The sequence below is a fragment of the Streptomyces sp. NPDC018964 genome (assembly GCF_044390325.1).
Taxonomy (GTDB): domain Bacteria; phylum Actinomycetota; class Actinomycetes; order Streptomycetales; family Streptomycetaceae; genus Streptomyces.
Map to the genome: position 1 here is coordinate 1 of NZ_JBIRYZ010000016.1, position 22,221 is coordinate 22,221.

18 protein-coding genes and 1 pseudogene are annotated in these 22,221 nt (G+C 72.5%); 16 read left to right on the forward strand and 3 right to left on the reverse strand.

Features of this window, described 5'->3' with window-relative positions; translation table 11 throughout:
* From ACH5AO_RS24825 to ACH5AO_RS24840, 4 genes and pseudogenes are all read left to right on the forward strand, one after another.
* Positions 1-127 (forward strand): annotated as a pseudogene (locus ACH5AO_RS24825) (hydroxymethylbilane synthase); the annotation flags it as partial.
* Between the two features lie 88 nt (positions 128-215).
* Positions 216-938, forward strand: a complete 723-nt coding sequence (locus tag ACH5AO_RS24830; RefSeq protein WP_398928152.1) for a glutamine amidotransferase — start codon at positions 216-218, stop codon at positions 936-938.
* Between the two features lie 5 nt (positions 939-943).
* Positions 944-1,222 (forward strand): hypothetical protein, encoded by a 279-nt coding sequence (locus ACH5AO_RS24835; protein ID WP_398928154.1) that lies wholly within the window; start codon positions 944-946, stop codon positions 1,220-1,222.
* Positions 1,223-1,522: 300 nt separating this feature from the next.
* Complete coding sequence (locus ACH5AO_RS24840; protein ID WP_398928156.1) at positions 1,523-2,095, forward strand: helix-turn-helix domain-containing protein; 573 nt, start codon at positions 1,523-1,525, stop codon at positions 2,093-2,095.
* A 13-nt stretch (positions 2,096-2,108) separates the two neighbouring features.
* Here ACH5AO_RS24840 and ACH5AO_RS24845 read toward each other — a convergent pair whose 3' ends face one another.
* A complete protein-coding gene (locus ACH5AO_RS24845; RefSeq protein WP_398928158.1) occupies positions 2,109-2,705 on the reverse strand; it encodes a MarR family winged helix-turn-helix transcriptional regulator in 597 nt (198 codons plus the stop codon).
* A 106-nt stretch (positions 2,706-2,811) separates the two neighbouring features.
* Between ACH5AO_RS24845 and ACH5AO_RS24850 the strand changes: the two genes are divergently transcribed.
* From ACH5AO_RS24850 to ACH5AO_RS24860, 3 genes are all read left to right on the forward strand, one after another.
* The gene (locus ACH5AO_RS24850) at positions 2,812-3,354 is read left to right on the forward strand and encodes a carboxymuconolactone decarboxylase family protein (RefSeq protein ID WP_398928160.1); all 543 of its coding nucleotides are present in this window, start codon (positions 2,812-2,814) and stop codon (positions 3,352-3,354) included.
* A gap of 146 nt (positions 3,355-3,500) precedes the next feature.
* The gene (locus tag ACH5AO_RS24855; protein WP_398928162.1) at positions 3,501-4,160 is read left to right on the forward strand and encodes a hypothetical protein; all 660 of its coding nucleotides are present in this window, start codon (positions 3,501-3,503) and stop codon (positions 4,158-4,160) included.
* Positions 4,161-4,372: 212 nt separating this feature from the next.
* Entirely contained in the window at positions 4,373-4,834 is a 462-nt protein-coding gene (locus ACH5AO_RS24860; protein ID WP_398928164.1) for an ATP-binding protein, read from the forward strand.
* A gap of 63 nt (positions 4,835-4,897) precedes the next feature.
* Here ACH5AO_RS24860 and ACH5AO_RS24865 read toward each other — a convergent pair whose 3' ends face one another.
* Positions 4,898-8,200, reverse strand: a complete 3,303-nt coding sequence (locus tag ACH5AO_RS24865; RefSeq protein WP_398928166.1) for a right-handed parallel beta-helix repeat-containing protein — start codon at positions 8,198-8,200, stop codon at positions 4,898-4,900.
* Between the two features lie 74 nt (positions 8,201-8,274).
* Between ACH5AO_RS24865 and ACH5AO_RS24870 the strand changes: the two genes are divergently transcribed.
* Positions 8,275-9,453 carry a S8 family serine peptidase gene (locus ACH5AO_RS24870; RefSeq protein WP_398928168.1) on the forward strand — a complete coding sequence of 393 codons (1,179 nt, stop codon included), beginning with the start codon at positions 8,275-8,277 and terminating at the stop codon, positions 9,451-9,453.
* 35 nt (positions 9,454-9,488) lie between these two features.
* Here ACH5AO_RS24870 and eccCa read toward each other — a convergent pair whose 3' ends face one another.
* A complete protein-coding gene (gene eccCa, locus ACH5AO_RS24875; RefSeq protein ID WP_398928170.1) occupies positions 9,489-13,460 on the reverse strand; it encodes a type VII secretion protein EccCa in 3,972 nt (1,323 codons plus the stop codon).
* A 310-nt stretch (positions 13,461-13,770) separates the two neighbouring features.
* Between eccCa and eccD the strand changes: the two genes are divergently transcribed.
* The 8 genes from eccD (at position 13,771) to ACH5AO_RS24915 (ending at position 22,219) form a co-directional block, all read left to right on the forward strand.
* Positions 13,771-15,171 (forward strand): type VII secretion integral membrane protein EccD, encoded by a 1,401-nt coding sequence (gene eccD, locus ACH5AO_RS24880; RefSeq protein WP_398928172.1) that lies wholly within the window; start codon positions 13,771-13,773, stop codon positions 15,169-15,171.
* Between the two features lie 42 nt (positions 15,172-15,213).
* Positions 15,214-16,695 (forward strand): type VII secretion protein EccB, encoded by a 1,482-nt coding sequence (eccB, locus tag ACH5AO_RS24885; RefSeq protein ID WP_398928174.1) that lies wholly within the window; start codon positions 15,214-15,216, stop codon positions 16,693-16,695.
* 91 nt (positions 16,696-16,786) lie between these two features.
* Complete coding sequence (locus ACH5AO_RS24890) at positions 16,787-17,128, forward strand: hypothetical protein (protein ID WP_398928176.1); 342 nt, start codon at positions 16,787-16,789, stop codon at positions 17,126-17,128.
* Between the two features lie 65 nt (positions 17,129-17,193).
* Positions 17,194-17,514, forward strand: coding sequence for a WXG100 family type VII secretion target (locus ACH5AO_RS24895; protein WP_398928177.1), 321 nt, complete (start codon positions 17,194-17,196; stop codon positions 17,512-17,514).
* 58 nt (positions 17,515-17,572) lie between these two features.
* Complete coding sequence (locus ACH5AO_RS24900) at positions 17,573-18,073, forward strand: type VII secretion system-associated protein (RefSeq protein ID WP_398928179.1); 501 nt, start codon at positions 17,573-17,575, stop codon at positions 18,071-18,073.
* A 72-nt stretch (positions 18,074-18,145) separates the two neighbouring features.
* Entirely contained in the window at positions 18,146-21,364 is a 3,219-nt protein-coding gene (locus tag ACH5AO_RS24905) for an AAWKG family protein (RefSeq protein ID WP_398928181.1), read from the forward strand.
* A 23-nt stretch (positions 21,365-21,387) separates the two neighbouring features.
* A complete protein-coding gene (locus ACH5AO_RS24910) occupies positions 21,388-21,843 on the forward strand; it encodes a YbaB/EbfC family nucleoid-associated protein (RefSeq protein ID WP_398928183.1) in 456 nt (151 codons plus the stop codon).
* A 4-nt stretch (positions 21,844-21,847) separates the two neighbouring features.
* Positions 21,848-22,219, forward strand: a complete 372-nt coding sequence (locus tag ACH5AO_RS24915) for a hypothetical protein (RefSeq protein ID WP_398928185.1) — start codon at positions 21,848-21,850, stop codon at positions 22,217-22,219.
* Positions 22,220-22,221: the final 2 nt, after the last annotated feature.

Sequence of the window (22,221 nt, forward strand, 5' to 3'; positions counted from 1 at the left end):
CACCACCGGTCCCGTGCCCGAGACGCACGAGGCGGCGACGGCACTCGGTCGCGAACTCGCCACCGAGATGCTCGCGCAGGGCGCGGCCGGTCTGACGGGGGAGCGGGACCACGACCGCCCCCGATGAGACACATGCCCGGCCGCCGGCGTGCCCGCGACGCGTGAGCGTCGTCGACCGTCCGGCCCGGCGTCACCACCGACGAGCGGAGTGCCCCATGACCCGTACCGCCCTTGTCATCCGCCATGTCGCCTTCGAGGACCTCGGCGTGTTCGGCCCGCTGCTGACCGAGCACGGCTACCGCGTCCGGTACCTCGACGCCGGTGTCGACCCCCTGGGGGACGAGGCCTTCGGCGACGCCGACCTGCTGGTCGTCCTCGGCGGCCCCGTCGGCGTCGGGGACATGGAGCGCTACCCCTGCCTCGCCGACGAGGCCGCCGCCCTCGCGGCGTGGATCGGCCGCGGGCTCCCCACGCTCGGCATCTGCCTCGGGGCCCAGCTCATCGCGCACGTCCTCGGCGCGGAGGTGGTCCCCACCGGCCGGTTCGAGATCGGTTACGCGCCCCTGACCCTGACTCCCGAGGGCGGCGCCTCCGTTCTCGCCGGGCTCGGTGACACGCCGGTACTGCACTGGCACGGCGACCAGTTCGCCCTACCGGACGGCGCCACGCGGCTGGCCGAGACCCCCGGTTTCCCGAACCAGGCGTTCGCCGTCGGCGACACCGTCCTCGGCCTGCAGTTCCATCTGGAGGCCGACCACACGCGGATCGAACGCTGGCTCCTGGGGCACACCCACGAACTCACCGCCCACGGCGTCGACCTCGACCGCATCCGCGACGACGCCCGCCGTCACGGTGACCGGCTCGCTCTCCGCGCCCGTGCCGTGCTCACCGACTGGCTCCGGCGTGCGCTGCCCGCCGGGGAGCCGGATCGGGCCTGACCTTCATGGGCACCAAGACCTCCCGGGACGCCACGCCCACCGCGTACCAGAGCCGGCTGCTGCTCGCCGCGCTCAGGGATTCCCGGCACCGGCTTCCCTCCGGTGCCAGGCGCGTGACGACGGAGGTGATGCGCCGGCGCCAGTGGGTCAGGGAGTACGGCGCCGACGGCAGGCCCCTCGATCCGCGCCGCCCCGAGCGGGGGCGCGCGGCCGGCTCCCACTTCCGGCTCACCCATCACGGCGTCAACGCCGCGCGCAGGGCCGAGGCGGCATCGCGGCCCTGACGGCACGGACCGGCCCGTACGCCGCGGGGTCCCGCGGCGCCGTCCTGGTGGGGGAGGAGCGGCGGGCGGACGCTCGGGCGCCGCGTCCGCCCGCACGGGCGGCCCTCGCGGTGCGGCCCTCTCACCGGTGGCCCGTCACGGCGGACGCACCGCCCGTGCCGCGCCGCCGGAGCCGCCCGCCCAGGGGTGGGCCCCGGCGACGGGACGCCGGGGCCGCGTCGAACGGCGGGGCGCCTCGCGACATACTGAGGCCCGGCCGGCCGGTGTCCGACCGCGGGACATGTGAAGGGAAGCCATTCAGTGATCAACCGTGTACGACAGCTGCGCAAGGAACGGCTCATGACACTGGAGACGCTGGCCGAGCGCTCCGGCGTCACCAAGAGCTACCTGTCGAAGGTCGAGCGCGGTCGCAGTGTCCCGTCGATCGCCGTCTGCGCCTCGCTCGCCAAGGCCCTGGACGTTCCGCTGGACAACCTCTTCGCCGATGCCGAGGAACTCGCGGAGGTCACCGTCACCCGGGCCGGGGAACGCCAGGCGCTCACCTCCGCCGACGAGCCCGGCACCCGCTACGAGGGGATGGCGCTCCAGGCCGGAACCAAGAGCATGACCCCCTTCATGCTCCATCCCCCGCACGACGCCGACCACGTCCCCTTCCGTGATCATCCCGGTGAGGAGTTCGTCTTCGTCCACGAGGGGCGGGCCGAGCTCATCCTCCCCTCGCACTCCATCACCCTCGACCCGGGGGACTGCGCCTACTTCAAGGCCACCACACCCCACAAGGTCCGCTCCCTCGGCCCCCGGCGGGCGGCCCTCCTCCTTCTCGTCGCCGACGACCCCGCCGCCACGGACACCCCGCACTCCCGCCTGCCCTGACCCGGGCAACGGTTCACGGATCCAGGTGATCGGGGCACTCCAGGCGCAGTTCCCCGTCGCCGAAGGCGTTGTCGACGAACGCGCAGTGGTGCGGCCTGTCGCTGCCCGGATGGGCCTCGGGGCGGAAGTAGGCGCAGGTCAGGCACATGCGGGTGACCGGGATGGCCCGCTGGTCCTGCAGTGATCTGATCATGGCGCTCATGCCGCGGAGCATGGCCGCGAGATCCTCCGGCGTGAGGGACGACATGGCCTCGGCGAACTCCGCCGGCAGTTCGGCCAGACGCTCGGCCTCTACTTCGCCGGCCCGCGTGAGGGTCAGGGACACGGCACGCGCGTCGGAGGCGTCGCGCCGCCGCTTCACCAGCCCCTTCGCGGTGAGGGCCTTCACCGCGTCGCTGATCGTCGGAGGGGTCGACGCGAGCGCGAGCGCCACATCGCTGAGACGGCGCGGCCGCGGGTCCCCGGCCAGCAGCACGATGATGTCCGCCTGCAGCGGGGACAGCCGGTAGGGGCCCGCGTTGCGGTAACTGCTGATGCGCAGCGCCTGTCCCAGGCGCGTGATGCCCACCATCAGCTGCTCGTGGGGCGGTGTGCCCGGAACATCAGTCATGGCGCTCTCCGACGGGGATCCGTACTTGCCATAGTAGGCACTGCCAATCTATGTTGGCAGTGCCAAACAACGTTGGCGCAAAAACCCTGCTAGGTAAGGACCACTCATGCCCCGCCTTTCCGTCGTCGACCCCGCCTCCGCCGACCCCACCGCGAAGTCCCTGCTGAACAAGGTCGAGCGCGCGCTCGGCGTGACGCCGAACATGATGCGCGCCATGGCCGTCTCGCCCGCCGTCCTCGACGCCTACCTCTCCCAGAGCGGTGCCCTCTCCAAGGGCTCCCTGTCCGGTGCCGTCCGCGAGCAGATCGCCCTCGTCGCCGCGGTGGAGAACTCCTGCGAGTACTGCTACGCCGCCCACCACGTCCTCGGCGACCGCGCCGGCGTCAACGCCGACGACCTCGCGGCCGCCGGTCAGGGCAAGGCGTCCGACGACAAGACGCAGGCCGCCCTGCGGTTCGCCAAGGCCGTCATCGAGACCCGCGGCTTCGTCTCCGACGAGGACCTCGAGGAGGTCCGTGCCGCCGGGTACGGCGACGGGGAGATCGGCGAGATCGTCGCCAACGTCGCCCTGAACGTCTTCACGAACTACTTCAACTCGGTGGCGCGCACGGACATCGACTTCCCCGTCGTCGCCCTGCCCGCCAAGTAGTGCCGGAGCGCCGCCAGGCCGCTCCCGGGGGTGTGCGCCCGTCCGCACGACGTACCGCACCCCCGGGGGCGCGCTCCTGGCGGCGCCGTCATCGCATCCGTGTGACGCCGAGAGACACCGGACCGAAAGTGATCATCCCCCGGTTCATGCCCGCCGACGACGAGGCCACGATCCCGGACGCCTTCGAGGGGTACGACGAGGTCGCCGCGGTGTTCACGGCGGAGGAACTCCCCTGCGTCGGCTTCAGGAACGCCGGCCGTCCGCTCAGTGCCCTGCGCCGGCCGGGGCGCCGCATCGTGGACGACGGCAAACGACTCGTCGTCGAGGTGGCCGACGGGGGAGAGGGCGCCGGGCGCGAGGCCGCCGGACCGGCGGTCGAACCGGGGGCCGGGCTCCTCGTCGGCGGTACGCACACCACGGCCGTCCTCGACGTCGTCCGGGGAACCGGGCTCGGCCACCACCCGGCGGTCGGCGACCTCACCACCGGGCCGGGACGCCTCCACGGCACGATCGGCGGCATCGTGCGCCAGGCCCGTGAGGTCGGCGCGTTCCCCGGCGTCGGCGGCGTGACGCCGCCCGGTCACCGCCATGCCGGTGACCCCGACGCGCTCCTCCACGCCATCGCCCGGGTCGACGGGCCGCGGGTGGCCGACGCCGGCTCGGCCGACGGCGCGGAACGCATCGAGGAACTCCGGATCGACGAGTTCCGGGCGTTCACCATCGGCGGCGCCGTCCTCGGCCACGCCCTCCCGGCCGGTGGGACGCTCGAGCAGCGGCTCCGCCGGGTCCTCGCGGTCACCCACTGACCGGTCCTCTTCCCGGTCCCGGCCAAGGAGGGGCAGGCGACGCACCGAAGCAGTCACCAGAGGTACGAGCCATCCCCCTGCGGATGCGCACCGACGCCCACCGCACACCGGATCGCGGTGGCGTCCGTCCCCACTGCCGCACCGCCCGGCGGGCCGACGGGTGATTCGACCGGGCCGCCGACTCGAACGGGCCGAATCGCGAGGGCACTTCCATGAAGACGTCACTGACCATCACGCGCACCTCCCCGCCGCCGGAGGCCACCGGAACACCCCACCACCCCCCGACGGTCCAGGTGGCGCGAGCCGCGCGAACCCACGTCACCGAGCGGCTCGGCGAGTGGCGCGCCCCCGGCCTGATCGACGAAGCCGCCCTGGTGACCAGTGAACTCGTCACCAACGCCGTCCGGCACGGGCACGCCCCCGTCGGCCTGGACATCCACCTCGTCCGAGGAGGGCGGGGCGCGCCCGACCGGCTGCGGATCGAGGTGTGGGACCGCGGCCCCGGATTCGACGCCGGCCTCGTCCGCGAGCGCTGGGCCCGTGACGACGACGACCTCGCCGAGGGGGGAAGGGGCCTGCGCCTCACCGACGCCCTCTGCGAGAACTGGGGCACCCGCGTGGAGAACGGCCGGCACGTGGTGTGGGCCTGCCTCTGCCTCACGCACACCGCGTGAGGCAGGAGCGGCGCCCCGGACCGGCGGCCGGTGCCGTCCGGCGTGCCGCTCCCGGCGCCCGCCTCAGCCGCTCACCCCCTGCGCGGGCACCGGCAGGTCCCCCGGCAGCAGCGTCCGCAGGTCGTCCACGCTCGGCCGTTCCACCTCCGTCAGCCTGCGGGCCTGGCGCGTGATCATCGTCTCCAGCAGCTGCCGCGCCAGCCGGGCGTTGCCGAACGTACGGTCCCTGGGCACGGCGTCGATGTACGCGCGCAGCGCCTCCAGCGTGTCCCCGGAGCAGGTGTATCCCGATTCCTCGGCGTGCCGCCCCATGATCGTGACCAGCTCGTCGGTGGAGTAGTTCTCGAACTCCACGAACCGCGAGAAGCGTGACGCCAGACCCGGGTTGGACCCCAGGAACCCGCGCATCTCGTCGGTGTAGCCCGCGACGATCACGACCACTTCGTCACGGTGGTCCTCCATCAGCTTCAGCAGCGTGTCCACCGCCTCCCGCCCGAAGTCGGACCCCGCCCCCTCGGGGGTGAGGGTGTACGCCTCGTCGATGAAGAGCACACCGCCCAGCGCGCTCTGGAACACCTCCTTGGTGAGCTGCGCGGTATGACCGACGTAGCGCCCCACCAGGTCGGCGCGGGCCACCTCGACGAGCTGGCCGCGGGGCAGCACCCTCAGGGCGGTCAGCAGTCCCGCGTACAGGCGGGCCACGGTCGTCTTGCCCGTGCCGGGCGGCCCGGAGAACACCAGGTGCCGGCTGATCCGCGGTGCGGGCAGCCCCGCGGCCTCCCGCTGCCTGGCCGTCGTGAGCAGGCTGACCAGGTCGGTCACCTCGCGTTTGACCGCGTGCAGCCCGACCATCGCCTCCAGCCGCGCCAGCATCGTCTGACGGTCCTCGGCCTGTGTCCGCCGCTCCGCCCCGGACTCGTCGACGTCCTCGGGCAGCAGCAGCGTCAGGTCGCGCTCCGCGGGCTCGGCCATCGTCGCCAGCCGGACGGCCTGACGGTCCACCATCTCCTCGAACACACCCCGTGCCGCACGGCCGTTGCCGAAGGTGGCGCCCTTCTCCATCGCCTCGAAGTGCGCCGCCAGCGCCTGGGAGGTACCGGGCCCGAGCTCGAAGCGGTGCGAGCGGCACATGCTCTCGGTGATCGTCACCAGTTCCGCGACGGAGTAGTTCCCGAACTCGATGGTCCTGGTGAAACGTGAGGCCAGGCCCGGGTTGGAGGTGAGGAAGGAGTCCATCTCGGCGGAGTAGCCGGCGGCGATCACCACCACGTCCTCGCGGTGGTCCTCCATCAGCTTCAGCAGCGTGTCCACGGCCTCCCGGCCGAAGTCGTTCGACGATCCGCCCGAGGTGAGGGTGTAGGCCTCGTCGATGAACAGGACGCCGCCGAGCGCCTTCATGAACGCCTCGGTGGTCTTGATCGCCGTCCCGCCGATGACCTGGGCGACCAGGTCGGCCCGGGACACCTCGACCAGGTGTCCGTCGCGCAGGACGCCGAGCTCGGCCAGGATCGAGCCGTACAGGCGGGCCACGGTGGTCTTGCCGGTGCCGGGCGGGCCCGCGAACACCAGGTGGCGGCTCATGGAGGGCACCGGCATGCCGAGCCGCTGACGCCGCTGCGCGAGCTGATTGAGGTTGACCAGTGTCCGCACCTGCTTCTTGACGCCGTCCAGCCCGATGAGACCTTCCAGTTCCTCCAGGGGCCCTTGCGGCTCCGCGGCGGCGGAGTCCTTGTCCGCCGCCCCCGGCACGGCGGCGACGTCCGCACCCCAGGCGTCGGGGACGGCGTTGCCCGTACTGGTGAGGTCCAGCACCTCCAGCCGGTCCCCGGGCCGGGACTGGGTCAGGCCCGCGCCCCGGTTGTCACGCACCCGGCAGCCGGTGACGGCCACGGCCTCGGCGGTGTCCACCCGGATGCCGTCACCGAGGCAGCCCGTGATCTCGCACGACTTCACCTCGCCGCGGGAACCCGCCGCGAGCAGCACTCCGTGCGCGCCGGCCCCGCCGATCCCCGCACGGCTCAGGGTCAGTTCCCCGCCGTCCTCGACCACCACACCGCTGGAGCCGCAGCCCTCGATCCGGGTGTCGCGCACCGTGGCGACGGCCTCACGGCCCACCAGGACACCGGCCTCCCCGCAGTCGCGCAGCACACCGTCGTCGAGCTGGGTGCGGGCGCCGTCGGCGACGCGCAGTCCGGCGGCGGCGGAGCGCTCGACGGTGCAGAACTCCAGCCGCCCCCGGCCGTCCTCGCGGGCCTCGACGCCGCAGCGGCCCGCCCCGGTCACCCGCACCCGGCGCAGCAGGGGATTGGCGTGGGAGGACACCACGATCCCGCTGCCCGCCGCGTCGCTCACCTCGAGCCGGTCGAACTCGGCGCTCGCGCCCTCCTCCAGCCGGACCGCGGCCACCGGATCGGCGCAGTCCCGCACGGTGACGCGCAGGAACGACGGGGAACTGGAGTCCGTGACCATGATGCCGGGGCCGGCCGAACCGGTGAACTCGCAGTCCTCGAACGTGCCGCGCGAACGCTCGGACACGATCAGCCCGTGCCCCTTGCTCCGGCTGGACGAGCAACGGCGCAGCAGCGGATCGGCGCCGGCGGACAGGGCGAAGCCGGGGCCCGACGTGCCGGAGACGGCGACGTCCTCCAGGACCGGGCGGGAGGAACTGGTCAGGTAGACGCCGACCGCGCAGTCGTGGACGGTGGTGCCCGTCACGAGCGTGGTGCAGCTGCCCTCCAGGGCGATGGCGGGCTTGTCGGTGCCGGCGATGTCGCACGCGTCGACGACGCCCTGCGCCTCGCCGTTGGCCAGGACGCCGTTGCCGCGGGCGTCGCGGATGCGGCAGCCGCGTACGGTCGACCGGGAGCCCTCGCCGAGGACCACGGCCGACGTGCCCAGGTTCTCCAGCACACAGTCCTCGACGACGCTGGGCGCGCCGGAGGTGTCCACGATGCCGGCGCCCTCCCGGTTGGTGACCCGGCAGCCGCGCATCGCCAGCGATCCGCTCTCGCGCGCCAGCAGTGCCGTCCAGCCGGAACCGGTGACCGAGCAGCGCTCCATCGCCAGCTGACCGCGCGGTACGTCCACGACGGCCACGTCGTCGCTTCCGCCGCGCAGCACCACGTCGGTGACCATCACGGCGTCGGCCACCAGCGTGAGCGCCGTGCCGCGCCGCGGGCAGATCTCCACCCCGCCCGGGTCGCCCGTGCCCACGATCGTGATCCGGGTCCGTACCGTGAGGTTCTCCGGGTAGCGGCCCGGCCCGATCCGGACGACCGCACCGGTGCGTGCGGCGGCCAGTGCCTCGCCGATGGTCCGGAACCCGTCCTCCCGGCCCTGACCCACCGTCAGAACTTGCCGTGACACGCTCGCCCCTCCTGATTTCCCGGTGACGCCGGGGCCGGCCCGACACCACCGCCGCTTCCCATATCATCTGCCCCATGCCGTACGACCGTTGCCGTCGTGCCATGGCGCTCGCGGCGGTCGCCGCTGTTCCAGCCCTGGTACTCGCCCCGCCCGCCACCGCCGCCGACGGGCCGGTGGCCCTGCCCCCGCTGCGCCTGCGCATGGCCGCGGACGACACCTGCGCCACCGCCTCCGACAAGACGGCCGAGCTGCGCCCCTGGACCCACCAGGCCCTCCAACTGCCCCGTTCGTGGCAGCTGTCGCGGGGGGCCGGGGTCACGGTGGCCGTGATCGACACCGGTGTCGCCACGGGGACACCGGCCCTCGAGGGCAGGGTCAGAGCCGTCGGCGACGCCGGTGAGGACTGCGTGGGGCACGGCACCTTCGCCGCCGGGCTCATCGCCGCGTCGGCCACCGGCCCCGGCAGCGTCACCGGTGTCGCGCCCGGTGCCGAGATCCTCGCCCTGCGCGGCACGGACGGCCGGGGCGTCGCCGACGCGGCGCTCGTCGCGCGGGCCATCCGTAGCGCCGCCGACGAAGGAGCCGGTGTCGTCTACGTCGGCCAGGCCCTGACCGGGGACGGCGACGAACTGGCCGACGCCGTCGCGTACGCCCTGGACAAGGACGCGCTCGTCGTCGCGCCCGCGGCCCCCGACGTCGCGCCCGAGGGCGCGGACGGCAGGCCCGACACCCGCCCGCGCGCCTCCTGGCCGGCCCACGTCCCCGACGTGGTGTCGGTCGTGGACCACGGCCCGGCCGGCGACCGGCCCGAGGCCGCCCCCGGCGCGCTCGCCCCGGACCTCTCCGCCCCGGGCGACGCGGTCGTCGGCATCGGGGTCGAGGGCGACGGACACTTCCTCGGCTCGGGATCCTCGCTGGCGGCCGCGCACGTCGCCGGAGCCGCCGCCCTCGTACGGTCCTACCTGCCGCGCCTGTCCGCCGCCGACGTGGCCCGCAGGCTCCAGGAGGCCGCCTATCCCGACAGCGTCCCGAAGCTGGACGCCTACGCCGGCCTCACGGCGGTGCTGCCCACGGCCCGGGCGCGGGCCGAGGCCCGGCCCGAACCGGCGCGGATACCGCGCACCACGGCGGCGGGCACCCGCGACCGGGCCCTGCTCCTCGGCGGCGGCGCCCTGTGCGTGGTGCTGCTGATCGGGGCGGCCATGGTCGTCGTGCCGCTGGGCAAGGCCAGGGGCTGGCGGCCGGCACCGTAGCCGGCCGCCGCCCGCCCGCGGGCCGGGCAGACCCCTCATGGGCGCTCCGCGTCGATCAGGGCCGTCTGGACGTCGACGCGCTTGCGCCGGGTGACGAGCGTGCCGCGGCCCGGGATCAGGTTGCGGCCCTTGACGTTGCTGAAGAGGAAGCCCTCCGTCGGTGGGCAGGACAGCAGGAGGCCCGGCGTGTTGACCTCCAGCAGCCGCCTCAGCAGCGGCTCGTTCAAGCCCCGCCCTGCCCCGGCCGCCGAACGGGCGACCACCACGTGCATGCCCACCTCGTGCCCGAGCGACAGATGGTCCAGCAACGGATCGAACGGCTGGTTCAGCGGACCGCCGCCGCCGACCATGTCGTAGTCGTCGACCAGGATGAACAGCCTCGGCCCGGTCCACCAGTCGCGCAGCCGCATCCGGGCCGGGGTGATGTCCGGCCCCGGCAGCCGGGTGCGGACCGCGCGTGCCGCGCCCTGGACCAGCTCCTTGAGCGAGTCGACGGTGACGGCGTGGCCGAGCCGGTACTCCTCCGGCACCGCCTCCACCAGGGTGCGCCGGTAGTCGACCACCATGATCCGGGCCTCGGCCGGCGTGTAGCGCTCGGTGATCGCCCGTGCCATCAGGCGCAGCAGATTGGTCTTGCCGCTCTCGGTGTCGCCGACGACGATCAGGTGCGGGGTGGCCGAGAAGTCGTGCCACAGGGTGCCCATGGACTCCTCCTCGGTGCCGAGCGGCACCCGCAGGTCCCCCTCGACGGGCGGGAGTTCGCCCACCGGCAGCAGCGTCGGCAGCGTCCGCACGGGCGGGGCGGGCGGCCCCGCCCAGTGCTCGCGCACCCGGGCGACGAGATCGGCCACCCCGTCGGCCAGGTCGTCGGCCTCCGGCCGTCCGTCCACGCGCGGCAGCGCCGCGAGGTAGTGCAGCTTGGAGTCGCGGGTCAGGCCGCGCCCCGGAACCCGGGGCACGCCGGCCGCCTTGCGCACGTCGATCGTGGAGTCCATGGCGTCCCCCATGCGCAGCTCCAGACGGGTGCCGGCCTGGTCGCGGACGGCGGCGGTCAGCTCCACCCAGCGGGAGGTGGTGACGACGAGGTGGATGCCGTAGTTCAGGCCGCGGCCGGCCACCGCGTTGAAGGTGCCGATGTACTGGTCGAAGTCCTGCCGCACGGTGGACCAGCCGTCGATCACCAGGAACACGTCCCCGTGCGGCTCGTCGGGGAACTCGCCGGCCGCCCTGCGCCGCCGCAGGGAGGCCATGGAGTCGATGCCCTGCTCCAGGAAGAACCGCTCCCGGTGCGCGAGCAGCGCGGTGATCTCGGAGATCACCCGGCCCACCCGCTCGGTGTCCATCCGCGCCGCCACCCCGCCCACGTGCGGCAGGTCCGCCAGCCCGGCGAGGGAACCGCCGCCGAAGTCCAGGCAGTAGAACTGCACTTCACGCGGGGTGTGGGTGAGGGCGAGCGACGTGATCAGCGTCCGCAGCAGCGTCGACTTGCCGCTCTGCGGACCGCCCGCGACGGCGACGTGACCGCCGGCGCCCGAGACGTCCACCAGCAACTCCTCGCGGCGCTGGTCGAAGGGCCGGTCGACGATGCCCACGGGCGCGACGAGCCGCCCCCGCCGGGAGGGGGCGCACGTCAGCCCGTACGCGGCGTGCGGGGCGAGCGGGGACAGCAGTTCGTCCAGGGTCGAGGGTGTGCCCAGCGGCGGAAGCCACACCTGGTGGGCGGCCGGACCGGCGTCCCGCAGCCGCTCCACGGCCACCGACAGCAACGACTGGCCGTCCTCCTCCTCGGTCTCATTCTCCGGTTCGACCTCCGAAAGGTCGGAGGTCTGCCGGGGCACCACCCAGTCCGCCGTCCAGGGCACCACCTGGCTGGCCACCCGCGCCCGGTTGACCGGACCGCTGCGCCGCCGGTACGGGCCGGACACGTAGGCCGCCCGGAACCGGGTCAGCGCCTCCACACCGGTCTTGATGAAGCCGCTGCCGGGCGTCGGCGGCAACTCGTAGGCGTCCGGGACCCCCAGCACCCCGCGGCTCTCCATGGCCGAGAACGTGCGCAGACCGATGCGGTAGGACAGGTGGGACTCCAGCTGGTGCATCCGCCCCTCGTCCAGGCGCTGCGACGCCAGCAGCAGATGCACACCGAGGCTGCGCCCGAGACGTCCGATCATCACGAACAGTTCCATGAACTCGCGGTGCGCGGCGAGCAGCTCGCTGAACTCGTCCACGACGACGAACAGACTCGGCAGCGGCGCCAGCGGCACCCCGTCCGCGCGCGCCCTCTCGTACTCCAGCGCCGAGGTGTAGTTCCCCGCCGCCCGCAGCAGTTCCTGGCGGCGCACCAGCTCTCCGTGGAGCGCGTCCTGCATACGGGCGACCAGCTCCACCTCGTCCGCGAGGTTGGTGATCACGGCTGACGTGTGCGGGAGCTCGTCCAGGCCGAGGAAGGTGGCACCGCCCTTGAAGTCCACCAGGACGAAGTTCAGCGTCTCCGAGGAGTTGGTCAGTGCCAGTGCCAACACCAGCGTCCGCAGCAGTTCGCTCTTGCCCGATCCGGTGGCGCCGATCAGCATGCCGTGCGGGCCGGTGCCGCCCTGGGCCGACTCCTTGATGTCGAGCTCGACCGGTGTCCCGTCGGGGCCCACGGCGATCGGCACCCGCAGCCGCTCCGCGCCGGTGCGCCGGTCCCACAGGGCGGGCGGCTCGTGACGGTACAGGTCGACGATGCCCAGAAGGGCCGTCAGTTCCGTGTCCGACGCCATGGGTTCACCGGTCTCCCGGCCCACGCCCATCCGGTACGGGGCCAGCCGCCGGGCGAGCGACCGGGCCGTGGGGACGTCCGTCGTGTCCGGCCGGCCCAGCGCGGAGAACTGCTCCTTGCGCTCGCGGTCGGTACGGACCAGCCGCAGCTCCTCCTCCGCGAGATCCAGCCGCAGGGTCGCCCGCCCCGGCCGCCAGGTCAGCGCGGTGCTCAGGTCGAGGACGACGGTGTTGCGGAACCCGGGCCCGTCCATGCGGTGACCCGCCGGGACCACCACGTCGTCCAGCACGATCACCACGAACGGTTCCTCACGCCCGGCCTGCGCGTCCGGATCGTAGGCCGGCCGCTCGGTGAACTCCGGGCCGAGCAGCGCCTCCAGCTCGTTGACCGTGGCGACGGTCATGCGTACCGCACCGGCCCCGTCCGCCTCCCCCCGGTGCAGGTTGTGGGGGAGCCACTTCGTCCAGTCCCAGTCGGCGCGCCGCTCGTCCGAGGCGCACACCACGATCCACAGGTCCTCGGGGGAGTGCGCCACCGCCAGCTGGGTCACCACCGCCCGCGCCAGCCCGCGGATCCGCTCCGGCTCGCCCCGCAGCAGCACCCGCGACCACGCCCGCAGGTACACGGCTATGGGCTGGTCGGCGATGGTGGAGTACGCCCGGATGAAGCTGCGCAGCGCATGGGCGCTCAACGGTTCCAGGTCCTCCACCGGCGCGGTCGACAGGGGCGCGAGCCGCAGCCCCAGCTTCTGCCCGCCGACCGCGACCCGCACCTCGCCGAAGTCCTCGTCCACGGCACGGCGTTCCCACATGCGGCTGGTGCCCACCAGCGACCACAGCGCCCCGGGCGCCGGATGACGCCAGGCCAGGGCCCGCTGCTGCTCGGCCACCGCGGCGCGCACCTTGCGCCGCACCTCGCGCAGATAGCGCAGGTAGTCGCGACGCTCGCCCTTGAGGCGCTGCTTGCGCTCACTGCTGCGGCGAACGTACTGCCCCAGCACCATGGCACCAGCCGAGACCACCATCATCCCGAGCGCCAGATAGATGAACGTGCCGCTGCGGGAGCCGCCCGGCCGCATGTACATCAGCATCATGGACACCGACATCAGGGCCATCGGCAGGTAGTTCCACACCGCTGAGCTGTCGGGTGTCACCTCCGGGAGCGTGGGCGGCTCCTGGAGGCTCAGTTCCCCGTCGGGCATGTCCGGTCCGCGTCGACGCGCGGGCCTGCGGAACAGGACGGTACTCAAGGAGCGCTCTCCTTCGGACTGCTGCCGGGACGGGCCCGGCGCGACACGGATACGGGGAACGGGGGACGCCGCCCGGGGACGAAGCGGGGGGACGGCACACGAAAAGAGGCGGCGGGCACTGCCGCGACCGGACACCGGGCGGGAACCGCGCCGGCCGCGAGCAGTCTACGATCCGTCTCACGGTTCGCTCGGACGGATGTACGCGAGGAACCGGTTCAGCATGCAGTGTGCAGCCCGATCGCGCACACGTCCAACGATCGATCCGCCGGAGACCGGTGTCTCCCGCCGAACGAAGCGTGAGTTCTCCCTCATGACCAACACCACCACGTCAGGCCTGTGCCGCGTCACCGTGCACACGCCGGCGAAGTCAGTGGACCTGGCCGTCCCCTCCGACGTGCCGGTCGTCGACCTCCTGCCCACCCTGGTGGGTTACGCCGGCGACGACCTCGCCGAACAGGGTCTGGAACACGGCGGCTGGGTGCTCCAGCGCCTGGGCGGGCCGCCCTTCGACGAGGGCGCCAGCCTCGGCTCGCTCGGACTGCTCGACGGCGAGACGCTCTACCTGCGTCCCCACACCGACGCGTTGCCCGAGGTCGTCCTGGACGACCTGGTCGACGGCATCGCCGACACCATGCGGGACCGCCCCTTCGGCTGGAGCGCCGCGGTGTCCCGCCGGGTCCTGCTGGGCCTGCTCGTCCTCGTGCTCGCGGCGGGCCTCGCGGTCCTCGTCCTGCCCGGCCCGCCCGCCCACCTGCGCGCCGTCGCGGCGGCGGCCGCGGGCCTGCTGCTGCTCGCCGGCGCCGGGTCGGCCAGCCGCGCCGTCGGCGACGCGGAGGCGGGAGCGGTCCTGGGCGTCGCCGCCGCGCCCTACTTCGCCGCCGTCGGCTGGCTGCTCCCCGGCGGCACCCTCGGCGGCCCCGACCACTACGAGGTGCTGGGCTCCCGGCTGTTCGCCGCCGGCGCGGCGGCGGCCGGCGGCTCCATGATCGCCGTCGCCGCCGTGGCGGCCAGCGCCGCCCTGTTCCTCGCGGTGGTGGTGGTCGCCGTCGCGGCGGTGGGCGCCGGCGCGCTGATGATCGCCACCGATCTCGGACCCCACCACGTGGCGGCCCTCGTCGCGCTCGCCGCGGTGATCTTCGGCGCGTTCGTGCCCTCGATGTCCTTCCGGCTCTCCGGCATGCGCATGCCCCCGCTGCCCACCAACGCGCAGCAGCTGCAGGAGGGCATCGAGCCGCACTCCCCGTCCGTGGTGGCCGGCCGCACCGTGGCCGCGGACGGCTGGATGACCGGCCTGTACGCGGCCACCGCAGCGGTGTGCGCGGCCTGCCTGCTAGGCCTTTCGCACCGGCCCGCACTCCCCGCCGTCCTCACCATGTCGGTCCTGTCGGTGCTGCTGATCCTGCACAGCCGGGGCCTCGGCAACACCCTGCAGCGCCTGTCCCTGGTCGCCGCCGGCGCCTTCGGCGGGGCACTCCTCGTCCAGGACACGGCGGGCCAGGCCGGCACCGTCGAACGCCTGCTGCTGGCGGCCGGGCTCGTCGCGGTCGCCGCCGTCCTGGCCATCGCCGCGTGGACGGTGCCGGGCCGACGGCTGGTCCCCTACTGGGGCCGGGCCGCCGAACTCCTGCACTCCGCCATGGCCATCAGCATGCTGCCGCTCGCCCTGTGGGTGCTCGGCCTCTTCGGCTGGCTGCGCGCCCTCAACGCCTGACACGCCGCCCCCACCGCACGATCCCAAGGACACGACGAGCCCATGCAGAACAAACGCGACCAGGTCCAGGCCCACATGTTCCTGATGGGCAGGCTGACCTCGAGCATGCTGCGCTCCGACCCGGACGCACCCGAAAGCCCCCTGGGGCGCACCAACCGCGGCATCGCCATCGGCGTGATCGTCACCGTCCTGGTGGCCGCCGGAGTCTTCGTCGTAGGGCTGATCAGCCCCGGCACACAGGACTCCTGGCGCACCTCCAACGGCCTGATCGTCGACAAGGACACCGGAGCCCGCTACCTGTACCTCGACGGCAGACTGCGCCCGGTGCGCAACTACGCCTCCGCCCGGCTGCTCGGCGGCGCCGGCCTGGAGACCACCACGGTGGGCTCCGCGTCGCTCAAGGGCACCCCGCGCGGCACCCCGGTGGGCATCCCGGGCGCGCCCGACGACCTGCCCGCCGCCGGTGACCTGTCCGACGCCCCCTGGCAGGTGTGCGCCACCCACACGACGAAGGCGTCCGGCGCCGTCGACCGCGTGACCACCACGCTCGCCGTCGCCCACGACACGGACGGCACCGGCCTCGGCGAGGACGAGGGCCTGCTGGTCGCCGCCCCGGACGGCACCGAGTACCTGCTCTGGCAGGGCAGCCGGCTGCGGCTGGACGCCGAGGCCGCGGCCGAGGAGGCCCTCGGATACGCCTCCGTGCGGCCCGTACCGGTGTCGGCCGCCTTCCTCGACGCCCTGCCGGCAGGACCGGACCTCTCCCCGCCCGACGTCCCCGGCCTGGGCACGCCCGGCCGGCGCCTCGGCGGCGCTGGCACCACCGTCGGCCAGGTCTTCGTCCTGGCCGTACCGGGGGCCGAGGAACGGCACTACGTCCTGCGCGAGGACGGTCTCGCGCCGCTCACCGCCACCGAACTCGCCCTGCTGCTCGGTGACCCGCGCACCCGTGAGAAGGCGTACGACGGAGCCGCGCCCAAGCCCCTGCCGCTCAACTCCGAGGCCCTGCGGGGCAACGTGGCCGCGACGGCGGGGACGCCGGCCGGTCCGGGGGCGTCCCCGCAGAGCCCTCCGAAGGCCGTGACCGTTCCCGGCGACCGGACGCCCTGCGCCTTCGTCACCCCCGCAGGCAACGGCACGCGGGTCGGTGTCGCCCTGGCCACCACCGAGGGCCTCGGCCCGGTCGCCCAGCACGCCTCCGGGGTGTCCTCCGCCGCCTGCCTGCCCGTGGACCGGGTCACGGTGCCGCCCGGGCACGGCGCCCTGGTGCGCGCCGTGGGCGCCGCCGGCGGCGACGTGGGCGGCACGGTGTACCTCGTCACCGAGACCGGAGTGAAGTACCGGCTGACCACCAAGGAGGCCGTGGAGGCGTTCGGCTACCAGGACGTGCCCCGCAACGACATACCGGCCCTGCTGCTGGCGATGCTCCCGTCCGGCCCCGACCTGCACCCCGAGGCGGCCGAGGCCGGCCGGGCCCGGGTGACGTCCCCGCGCTGCGCCCCGCGGAAAACCGAAACAAGCTAGATGCAATCTGACGCTCATTCAGATCTGCCGGGATTCCCGGGCGCCGTGCTTAGCATCTGCCTCCAACGACCGAACGACGAGAGGGCTGGCGATGGCCGTCAACGGAATGCAGCAGTCAGAGGAGTCAGCGACACGCAACGGTGTCCAGGCGCTGGAAATGGCGTTCACCGGCATCGTGAAGTGCCGCCAGGACGTGGAGGCCACCAAGACCAACCTGATGACCGCCTACAAGGGCAGTGACGGTGGCGCCTTCAGGGACCTGGTGACCGCGTGGGAGGAGAAGGCCGACATCATCCTCACCAACGTCCAGGACATGATCGACACCCTCAACCAGACGCTCACGGAGCACGGCAAGCAGCAGGGCGCCTCGGTCGACGCGATCAACCGCGAGTACGCCCAGTCGGACGCCGTCTTCGACCAGCTGACCGGCTGACACCCACCCCTTCCCGCGGCCCCGACTTCCCACCGTTCGCTTCCGACGCGACTCGAGGACAGACCATGAGTGACTACACGGACGGCTACATCTACGTCGACTACGCGCAGATGAGCAACGCCGCCGACGACATGATCAGCCAGACGAAGGCGATCGCTGTCACCCTCTCCAACCTGGAGATGGAGCTCAGCGCGCTGCGCAACACCTGGATCGGTGACGACCGGGACATCTACGACACCAAGCAGCGGTCCTGGGACAACGCGGTCAAGGCCATGGAGGAGCTGCTGACCAAGCACTCGGGCCTGCTGACGTCGGTGTCCGAGAACTACCAGTACAGCGAGCGGTCCCTGACCCAGATGTGGGACTCGGTGAAGATCGGGCGTTGACCGCCGGCGGGAACCGACCCTTCCCGCACCCGGTCGACCCGACCCAAGGAGAAGCGCCGTGGCAGAAGACCCGAACCCGAAGACCGGCAAAGTCGCCATGGACAAGGCCGGCCTCCAGGCGTTCCTGGAGAGCCGGGTGCAGCCCTTCCAGGAGGAAGTGCGCCGGATCGCGCTGGACGACCCGGTCCTCGGACCCGCGATGGGCACCCTGATCAGGCAGACGGACATCACCAGCAAGCAGGAGTTCGAGGCCTACGGCTCCCAACGGCCCCTCGCCATCGGACAGATGGTCAAGGCGGAGCACCTGCACGGCAAGGGCGAGAAGCTCAACCAGGCCATCGGCAAGACGGCCGAGGAACTGCTCGAGGTCTACGAACAGCAGGGCAAGCTGTTCAAGGATGTGGTGGACAACCTGCAGACCACGATCGACACGCTGTTCTCCGCGCAGCACAAGAGCCTCGTCGACATCGACGGCCAGGAGTTCCTCGACATCTTCGAGGACGTCCAGTCCGGTCTGAGCGGTGGACAGCGCGTCGGCGGGAGCAAGGACAAGGACTGACCCGTCCCGCCCGGACGCCCCCCGCCCCCGCCCCCGCCCCCGTACCGACACGTCACCCCAAGGATCCCCCACGTGGCCGACAACGTCGTATTCCCCGCAGACTCCGTCGACGACTACTGGCACACCGCCGTCAAGGTGCTGACGGGTTACACGATGCCGGCCCGCGAGACACTCTTCGGCCGGCTGCTGGGCAACGACGGCATCCCGATGATGAGGGTCGAGTTCTCGGACTACGAGGGCTATCCCCCCGACGCCATCGTCGACGCCGTCGACCAGTTGGAGTGGCGGCAGCAGAACTCCGGGTGGCGCGTCGAGAACACCGACTTCGTCGTCCCCTTCTACTCGGGCAAGAAGGGCGCCATCGGGGACGCCGGGGTCAACACCCAGGTCAAGATGAAGAAGGCCCGGGTCACCCTGCTGGGGACCACCGGCCTCGACGTCCCGGCCGGTGGTGTGGTGATGGGCAGCGAGTTCCGCAGCGGACTCGGCCGTGACTTCCAGGGCCAGTCCAAGGACACCGTCTGGAGCAACAAGGCCCTGGCGCAGTACAGCTACGGGGGCGGCGAGGCACTGAACCATCTGCTCGTCAACGGCAACACCCGCGGATTCTCCTGGAACGACCTGCCGGTCCCCGACGCCGACGTGGTCGACCTGCGGTCCTTCGACATGAACGCCGAGGCGTTCGACCGTGTCGCCCAGTTCTTCCGGCAGCGCGCCCGCGACCTCCAGGACTGGGAGTTCGACCTCGGCAAGCAGGACGCCTCGTGGAAGGGCCAGGCGGCCGGGGTCTTCAAGGACATCGTGCACGCCCTCGCCCGCAACTACGCCGCCTACAGCGAACAGTTCCCCGCCTCCGGGTCCGCCGGCTCCGCCTACGGCGACGACCTGCGCGCGTTCCGCAGGGAGGTACAGGGTGCCGCCCAGCGCCTGTGGAGCTCCTGGAACACCTGGCAGCTCTACATGGGCAACCCGCTGCGCTGGCTCCACGACGTGCTGCTCGAGGTGACCGACGAGGTCTGGTACCACAACATCACCAAGGTCCGTTACAGGGCCGCCATCAACCCCCGTGGCGTGAGCGGCGGCTACCACTACGTCAAATCCCCCGGCTTCTACGGCGGCGCCCGTGCGTTCGGGCCGCTGGAGCAGAAGGACACCTGGAAGAAGATCGGCGAGGAAGCCATCAGGCGGTGGCAGAAGTCGGTCAAGGACGTCCTCTCCACCGCGGGCCGGCAGGCGCTCATCGACATCGAGAACGCCTTCAACGACGAGCGGTTCCCGAAGAAGGTGCAGACCGAGACCGTCGACCTGACGCAGAAGTTCAACACCGACCAGGCGGCACGCGAGAAGGCCGACGCCAAGAAGGAGAAGGAAGAGGCCGAGAGGCGCGCCGAGGAGAAGCAGAAGCAGGCCGAGGAGCGCGCGAACAAGAAGCAGGAGGAGGCGGAGCGCAAGCAGGAGGCGAAGGAGAAGGAGCAGGAGGAGAAGCAGGAGGCCAAGGAGCGCGAGGTCGAGCAGAAGCAGGCCGCCGCCGAGCAGAAGCAGGAGGCGAAGGAGAAGGAGCAGGAGGAGAAGCAGGCCCAGAAGGAACGCGAGGTCGAACAGAAGCAGGCGGAGGCGGAGCGCAAGCAGGAGGCCAAGGAGAAGGAACAGGAGGAGAAGCAGGAGGCCAAGGAGCGCGAGGCCGAGGAGAAGCAGGCCGCCGCCGAGCAGAAGCAGGAGGCGAAGGAGAAGGAGCAGGAGGAGAAGCAGGCCCAGAAGGAGCGGGAGGCCGAACAGAAGCGGGACGAGCTGGAGGCCAAGCAGGAGCAGAAGGAAGCTCAGGCCGCCCAGCAGCAGGCGTTGTTGACTCAGCAGGCCGCGGCGGATCGCGCGCAGCAGAAGAAGGAACAGGAACGCAAGGAACAGGAGAACGAGCGCAAGCAGGCGGAGGCCGAGGAACGCGCCGAGCGCAAGCAGGCGGAACAGGAGGAGAAGCAGGAGGCGAAGGAGCGGGAGGCCGAGGAGAAGCAGGCGGAGGCGGAGCGCAAGCAGGAGGCCAAGGAGAAGGAGCAGGAGGAGAAGCAGGAGGCCAGGGAGCGCGAGGCCGAGGAGAAGCAGGCCGCCGCCGAGCAGAAGCAGGAGGCGAAGGAGAAGGAACAGGAGGAGAAGCAGGAGGCCAGGGAACGCGAGGCCGAGGAGAAGCAGGAGCGGCTCCAGGCCGAACAGGAGCAGCGGCAGCGGGAGCAGGAACAGCGGCAGATCCGTACGGAGTCCGAGTACCAGGCACGCCAGGAGGAGCAGCAGCAGGCGGCGCAGGAGCGGCAGGAGCGGCTGCAAGCCGAGCAGGACCGGCGGCAGCGGGAAGCGGAAAGCCGTGCCGAGCAGCAGCAGCGCGAGGCCCAGGAGCGCTACGACCGCCAGGCGGACCGCATCGGTGCCGGAGCGGGACTCCCGAGCGGTCCGATGCCGGGACCGGACGGCGCCACCACGACACTCAACCCCGACGGCTCGGTGACCCTGGACTACCCGGACGGAACCTCCCGGAGCATCGACCTCCCCAGCGGGGAGGTGGTGACCACGCGCCCCGACGGCTCCACGTCCACGGAGATCCTGAAGCCGGGGGAGTCGATCACCAACAGCGACGGAAGCACGACCACCCTGGGGCCGGACGGCCGGCTCACCACCTCGCTCCCCGACGGAAGCACCAGCGTCTTCGACCCCGACCTGGGCACGGTCACCACCCAGCGGCCCGACGGCACGACCGTCAGCACCCCCATCGACCCCGGCGAGACGCTGCCCACGGGACCCGGCACGGCCCCCGGCGCGGGAGCCGGCGGCGCCGGATCCTCCCTGTACTCGCCGTCGTACGGCGACCTCGGCTACGAGGAGGAGCTGTACGACGACCTGCTCGACTCCGCGGACGCCTCGGAACACGGCATGGGTGCCGGCAGCGGCGCGGGCGGCGGTATGCCGATGCTGCCCATGGGGACGCGCATCAACGGGGCGACCAGCGGCGGACCCGGCAGCGAGGGCGAGCGGGTCCGTGCCGTGGCCGACGACGGCCAGCCCGTCACCACGCGGCGCTCCGTGGGCCGGGGCGGACAGCAGGACGAGACGGTGACCGCGGCGAGCCGCAACAACGTCGCCACGATGGGCGGCGCCCCCTTCGCCCCTCCCATGGGCGGTGCGGGCGGACCCGGTCAGCAGCAGACGGAGAGCGGCGACCGCCAACGGGCGTCCTGGGCCGACGTGGACGAGGACGTGTGGGGCACCGACGAGGACGGCGCCCCGGCCGCGGCGATCGGCCGCTGAGACAAGCGCGGGAAGGCACGGGCATGACGGAACCGATCAAGGAAAGGCTGGCCAGGGCCATGGCCCAGCTGGAGGAGACCAGACAGGCGGTGGACCAAGCCCAGCAGCAGCTCAGGACGGCCACGGTGACGGTCCGCTCCAGGGACCGCAGCGTGGAGGTCACCGTGAACAGCCAGGGGCACCTCGGCGAGGTGAGGTTCCTGGGCGGCAAGTACCGCACCATGGGCGCCGCACAGCTGTCGGCGGCCGTCGCCGAGGCCGCCCACCAAGCCCAGGCCGACATGGCGCGGATGGTGCTGGAGGCGTTCCGCCCGCTGTCCGAGACCCCGGGGGTCCAGCCCCGCATCGAGGGCTCCGGCATCGAATGGGAGGACGTCTTCGGCCCCTTGCTGGACACCGTCGCCAAGGGCGCGGACGCCCGCCGGCGGGCGGACGACAGGCTGCGCGACGAGATCACCGAGGACGGGGAGAAGGGCTGACCCGATGACGTACGGATACGGCAAGGCCTTCGAGGCCGATCCCGCGCTGCTCTCCTCGTTCATCAGCGAGGCCCGCGCGCTCGGCAAGGACATCCGCGGCATGTCCGGCGACTTCGTGACCGCCACGCAGCCGACGTCCATGTGGTACGGGATCGACGACGACTTCGCCCGGGAGGCGGGACCGCAGGCCAAGAAGGACCTCGACTACGTGGTCAGCGCCCTCGACGCCATCGGTGACGCCTTCGTCGGCATCGTGGAGGGCCACCTCCAGGAGCTCCAGAGCATCAGGGGCGCCCAGGGCCAGGCGATGGACGACATCGTCCGGCTCAAGGGGCAGACCGGTGCCGTGGGCGACAAGGGCAGCGGAAAGCACTGACG